We start from the raw sequence: 5,873 nt of genomic DNA, 5'->3' as shown, positions 1-5,873 counted from the left end.
CCTTTTTATTTTTATAATAGTAAACTTCGGAACAATCTCTTTTCAACTGAAGAAAAACAACATTTTCGAGAAGCTTGCCGGAATCTCCGCTAAAACGGAAGGCGACTTGATTTCGCAATCCATTGTCAACGGAATAAATCTTTTTGTTATAAATAAGCTGCTTCTTTAAAGAATAATCATACTTAAATAATTCATACACCAAATAGCTTTCCTGCAGATAACTTATATAGTTCTTTACCGACGCTACACTCTTAAAATTTAACGCTCGCTGCAATGCATTATAACTGATCTCAGATGTAAAGTTTGTGAATAGAAAATTCGCAAGTTCACGAAAACTTTTCACTTCACGAATTTTAAAGCGGACTATCAAATCCTTGTAAAGAATGTCCTCGTAAATTCTTTTCAAGTAATCTTCGTCTTGAAAAATAACGTACTCGGGGAAACCGCCGTACTCGACATATTCATCTGTCAATTTTAGTAGTTTTGCCAACTGATCAGACGATTTCCAAATAGCAGCGTCAAATTTTTTGTAATTGAGATACTCCTTAAAGGAAAAAGGATACAATTCTAATTTAATATGCCGGCCGGTCAGATGAGTTGATAGTTCACCGCTTAATAATTTTGCATTAGAACCTGTTAATATGATCTTATAGCCTTCATCATAAACTCTTCTAACAAATCTTTCCCAATTCTTCACATTTTGAATTTCATCAAGAATTATAGTCTTGGATTTGTATAACTTCTTCCAAAGAATAAGCAAATTGTCAAAGTCATCGATTGTAAATTTCAATAATCTTTCATCATCAAAATTGAGATAGTAGAATGAATGAAGCTTTTCTGATAGTTGTCTAAGAAGCGTTGATTTGCCGCAGCGACGTATTCCTGTGATTATCAAAATTTGCTTGGATTTCAGCGCCCTTTCGAAATCAACATCTCTTTCAACTCCTGGATCTTTTGATTTGAAGTTTTCAAGCTGATCAATTGCGACTCTTTCGAGCAAATTATTCTGCATTATTGTTCATTAGTAATGTATGAATATCAATTTTTTATTCATTGCCAATATACAAAAATATTTAGAATATCGGAGGTAATAACTGGTTATTTCTCTGAAGATGAACTAAAAAGTCATGCAATACATTGCATAAAACGCACTTGCTTTGACTAAATGTTCAATTGGTACTTTCTCATCAGGTGCATGAGCAAGAACCTCATTACCAGGACCAAAGCCGATTATCGGAATTCCATAAATTCCGTTTATAACAACTCCGTTTGTTGAGAAAGTCCATTTGTCGATTAACGGTTTGGCGTTGAATAATTCTTGAAAAACTTTTTCACCAGTTTTAATCACCGAATGATTTTCGTCGACAACCCAAGTCGGATAATATTTTTTCATTCCATATTCAAGTCCGGTGAAAGATTTTTCTTTATACTCAAGCACTTCAACTTTTGCATTTTCATTTTTTACGATCTGCTGGATTTGACTAACAGCTAAATCAATATCTTCTCCGGCAGTCAATCTTCTATCGAGATGAATTTTTGCGAAATCAGCGACAGCACAGAGAGAAGGACTGTCTGAAACAATTTCCGAAATCGTTACTGAACCTTTCCCTAAAAAACTATCGTTCTTTAAATTTTCATTAAGCTTTTCGATCTCAAGTGCTGCTCGTGAAGCCATGTAGATTGCGTTCTTTCCTCTTTCGGGTGCGGAGCCGTGAGAAGAAATCCCGTAGAAAGATACTGTCATTTCCATTCGTCCCCGCTGTCCGCGATAGATATTCATATTCGTCGGTTCGGTAATGATTACGCAATTTGGTTTTAATTTTTCTTCTTCAATGATATATTTCCAGCAAAGTCCATCGCAGTCTTCCTCAATTACAGATCCTACGATGTAAACCGTCACATCATTTTGCAATCCAAGTTCTTTCAGAATTTTTCCCGCAGTGATGAAGGATGCAATTCCACCTTTTTGATCGACCGTCCCTCGTCCATGGACAAATTCAGAATCAATTTTTCCTGAAAAAGGTTCAAGTTCCCAATTTTCGAGATTGCCTGTATCGACAGTGTCAACGTGTCCATCAATCGCAATGATCTTTTTTCCATTTCCAATTCTTCCAATCACATTTCCGAGCGCATCTATCTTCACCTCATCAAAATTAGCTTTTTCCATCATTCGTTTTATTTCGTTAATAACATCTTTTTCTCTACAGCTTAACGATTTAATCTGAATTAACTTCGAAAGATTTTGTGCAGTGTAATCCTGGTATGATTGTGCTTTTTCTAAAATTTGTTTAGCAGACGTCATTTATTCCTCTATTTATGATCACAAATTTGAGTAATCGAATAAAAATTTTGTGTAAATTTACTAAGAAAAAATTTTAATCAATAACGACGAGATTACTTCAAGATAATAGAGGACTTCATGGCTCAGAAAATGCAGACAATTTCATTCGAGAAATTATTGAACTGGATTTTTACAGAATTAAAAAACAGTAACCAGATTTTTGGAATACCGGCAGTCAAATTTTACAAACACAGAGGAAATGCTTCAATTGAAATCTTCAATGAGAAGTTGGATAATCCTTTTGGACTAGCAGCCGGACCGCATACTCAGCTTGCTCAGAATATTATTGTCTCATATCTCGTCGGCGGCAGATTCATGGAACTAAAGACCGTTCAGAAACTCGATAACCTTGAAATCGAAAAACCATGCATTGACGTTGAAGATGAAGGCTACAATGTCGAGTGGTCGCAAGAGCTTTCTCTCGAGAAATCATTTGATGAATATTTAAAGTCATGGATTATAATTCATTTGCTGAAAGAAACACTTGGATTGTCTAGTCCCGATAGTGTCGGAGCTGAACGCGGATTTATATTCAACATGAGTGTAGGTTACGACCTTGAAGGAATCAAAACCGAAAGAATGGATAAGTTTATTGATTACTTGATTGATGCAAACAATTCAACACTTTTTAGAAGTTATATAAAACTGCTTAATGAGAGTCTTTCTCGTTTCGAATTAATTTCTAAAAAGTTTTCTGCCTCAGAGATTGAGAAGATCATAGAGAACATTTCCCCCAATTTTTCAAACTCAGTTACACTTTCTACAATGCATGGCTCCCCTCCTCATGAAATTGAAGCGATAGCAAAATATTTAATCAAAGAAAAGAATCTTCATACCTATGTCAAATTGAATCCGACATTGCTTGGATTTGAATTTGTCACCGATGTTCTGCACAAACTCGGTTTCGATTATATCAAACTAAACGAAAAATCATTTGAGAATGACCTGCAATTCAATGATGCAATCCCAATGCTGAATCGGCTGAAACAATTTGCAAAAATTCACGGAAAGGAAATTGGAGTTAAACTTTCAAATACCCTCGGTGTTCATAATTCGTTACATAAACTTCCTGGAAACGAAATGTATATGTCGGGACGTTCCCTTTTCCCGCTAACGATTAATTTGGCTTATAAACTTGCGGAAGAGTTCAAAGGGGATTTGAATATTTCGTTTTCTGGTGGAGCAACAGTGCACAACTCCCAACAAATTTTTGAAACCGGAATTTATCCAATCACGCTCGTAACTGACTTATTGAAACCGGGAGGATACGAGCGGCTCCATCAAATTGCCTCAAACTTCACTGATCCAAACGCATCGATTGAGCCATCGTGTAAAATTAAATTATCCAAACTTAAATCTCTCGCTGAAGTATCACTTCAAGAAAAAATTTACAACAAACATTCAAGAGAAATTAAATCATTAAAACTATCGAGCAGACTTGAAAAATTCGATTGTTATGTCGCACCATGTGAACTCGCATGTCCGATCCATCAGGACGTTTCTAAATATATTAGATTGATTGAAGAGAATAGATACGATGATGCATTTAAAGTCATAATTGAAAAAAATCCTCTGCCGCACATCACTGGTTATATTTGCGATCATCAATGTATGTACAAATGTGTTCGCTGGGATTATGATGATCCTCTTTTGATACGTGATCTCAAAAAGAAAGCTACAGAAGAAGCTTATGATAAATTTAAAGATTTAAATATAAAAAGATTGAAGGATAAAGGATCTGCTGCGATTATTGGAGGAGGACCATCAGGATTATCGGCTGCATATTTTCTCGCAAGAGCCGGATTGGATGTTACGATTTTCGAAAAAACTAACAGAGCCGGCGGTGTTGTACGGCATTCCATACCCGGATTTCGAATTCCACAAGAGGTAATCGATAAAGATATTGAGCTTGTAAAAAAATTCGGAGTGAATTTCGTTTTCGGATCTGACGAAAGCATGTCAATCAAAAAATTAAAAGATGATGGATTCAAGTATATCTATCTTGCAATCGGTGCAGGTAAATCGAAGAAATTCGAATTATCCGGTGAAAACAAAAATGTGTTCAGTGCCATTGACTTTCTGCAAAAATTCAATAGAAATGAAAAGCTCTCGCTAGGTAATTCTGTGGCTGTGATCGGTGGAGGGAATTCTGCAATGGATGGCGCTCGCGCGGCTCTGCGATGCGAACGCGTTGAAAAGGTTTTCATAATTTACCGGCGCACAAAAGAATTCATGCCTGCTGATAAAGAAGAACTTGATGCTGCGCTGGACGATGGAGTGATCTTCAAAAAGCTTCTTCTTCCTGTTGAATTCAACAAAAGGATTTTAAAGTGTCAGAAAATGCAGCTTGGTGAATTTGATAAAAGCGGAAGAAGAAGAGTCGTTCCAATTGAAAATGAGTTTGAAGAAATTGAAATCGATTCGGTGATTACTGCAATTGGAGAAGAAGTCGATTACGATTTCTTAACTCAAAATGGAATTAAAATAGATGAAAGAAAAAATATTCTTGTTAATAATACGACAAATGAAACATTAATTGAGAATGTTTTTATCGGCGGTGATGCATTCAGAGGACCATCTACGGTTGTCGAATCAATCGCCGATGGAAAGAAAGCAGCCGAATCAATTCTTGCGAAAGAGAGAATTGACAATCAATTCAATTTATCTCAAAAAGTTCAAATCGACGGTCTAAAGTGGACTGAAGATTTATCCAATAGGAAGGGGATAATCGAGTTTCAAAACTCAATCGATTATTCTAGTGAGTCTTCAAGGTGTCTTGGCTGCGATCAGGTCTGTAATAAATGCGTTGAAGTCTGTCCAAATCGAGCAAATATTGCAATCGCTGTAAACGGAGAATTCAAAGATAAATTTCAAATACTTCACATCGACGGAATGTGCAACGAATGTGGAAACTGTGAGACGTTTTGCCCTCACCAAGGCGCACCGTACAAAGATAAGCTAACACTGTTTTGGAATGAAGAAGAGTTTGACAAAAGTCAAAATGATGGGTTTTACTTACAAACTAAAGAAAATGAAGTTTTTACATTTAAGTTGAGATGTAATACAAAAGTCGATTTGATTACTATGTCTGCAAATGATGATAAGTATAATACTAATGATAAATCCCAATCGGTAATGCACAAAGTCATTAATGATCACGGTTACCTTTTATAAAAACTATTAACCACATTAAATTATCTTATCGGTTGTTTTGAGATTTATCTTCGGGTGAGTTCGTGCAAATAAAAGAATTTACTGACTAGGCAAATTTAAACTTTAACAATTGATTGCCTTACAGCTTCGATAATTTGTTTATACCCAGTGCATCGGCAAAGATTTCCGGCAATTGCTTCTTTAATTTCATCTTCACTTGGGTTCGTAACTTCTTCAAGCAAAGTATAAGCCGAGAGTACCATGCCAGGTGTACAAAATCCACATTGAATTGCACCATGCTTCATAAAATTTTCTTGAAGCGGATGCAGCTTGCCATCTGACGCAATTCCTTCGATCGTAGTAATCTTACAACCATTAA

At 35.9% G+C, this 5,873-nt stretch carries 4 protein-coding genes; 1 reads left to right on the top strand and 3 read right to left on the bottom strand.

Annotated features, from left to right (window positions below; all coding sequences use genetic code 11):
- A partial coding sequence (locus FJ213_12465) for an ATP-binding protein (GenBank protein MBM4176965.1) occupies nt 1-1,012 on the bottom strand: 1,012 nt, incomplete at its 3' end.
- 105 nt (nt 1,013-1,117) lie between these two features.
- Complete coding sequence (locus FJ213_12460; protein ID MBM4176964.1) at nt 1,118-2,302, bottom strand: YgeY family selenium metabolism-linked hydrolase; 1,185 nt, start codon at nt 2,300-2,302, stop codon at nt 1,118-1,120.
- Between the two features lie 117 nt (nt 2,303-2,419).
- Between FJ213_12460 and ygfK the strand changes: the two genes are divergently transcribed.
- Nucleotides 2,420-5,515, top strand: coding sequence for a putative selenate reductase subunit YgfK (gene ygfK / locus FJ213_12455; GenBank protein MBM4176963.1), 3,096 nt, complete (start codon nt 2,420-2,422; stop codon nt 5,513-5,515).
- A gap of 95 nt (nt 5,516-5,610) precedes the next feature.
- Here the strand turns inward: ygfK and FJ213_12450 are convergent.
- Nucleotides 5,611-5,873: (2Fe-2S)-binding protein (locus FJ213_12450; protein MBM4176962.1), on the bottom strand; the 263-nt coding region annotated here is incomplete at its 5' end.

It is taken from the genome of Ignavibacteria bacterium (assembly GCA_016873845.1).
In the GTDB taxonomy this organism is placed as follows: Bacteria; Bacteroidota; Ignavibacteria; order Ch128b; family Ch128b; genus JAHJVF01.
The sequence above is the reverse complement of the archived record's forward strand: the minus strand, read 5'-3'. Positions and strand labels throughout refer to the sequence as shown.

What these genes read in the sequence shown, in the direction of transcription:
- FJ213_12460 (MBM4176964.1), bottom strand. Translation starts at nt 2,302, where the DNA reads ATGACGTCTGCTAAACAAATTTTAGAAAAAGCACAATCATACCAGGAT.
- ygfK (MBM4176963.1), top strand. Translation starts at nt 2,420, where the DNA reads ATGGCTCAGAAAATGCAGACAATTTCATTCGAGAAATTATTGAACTGG.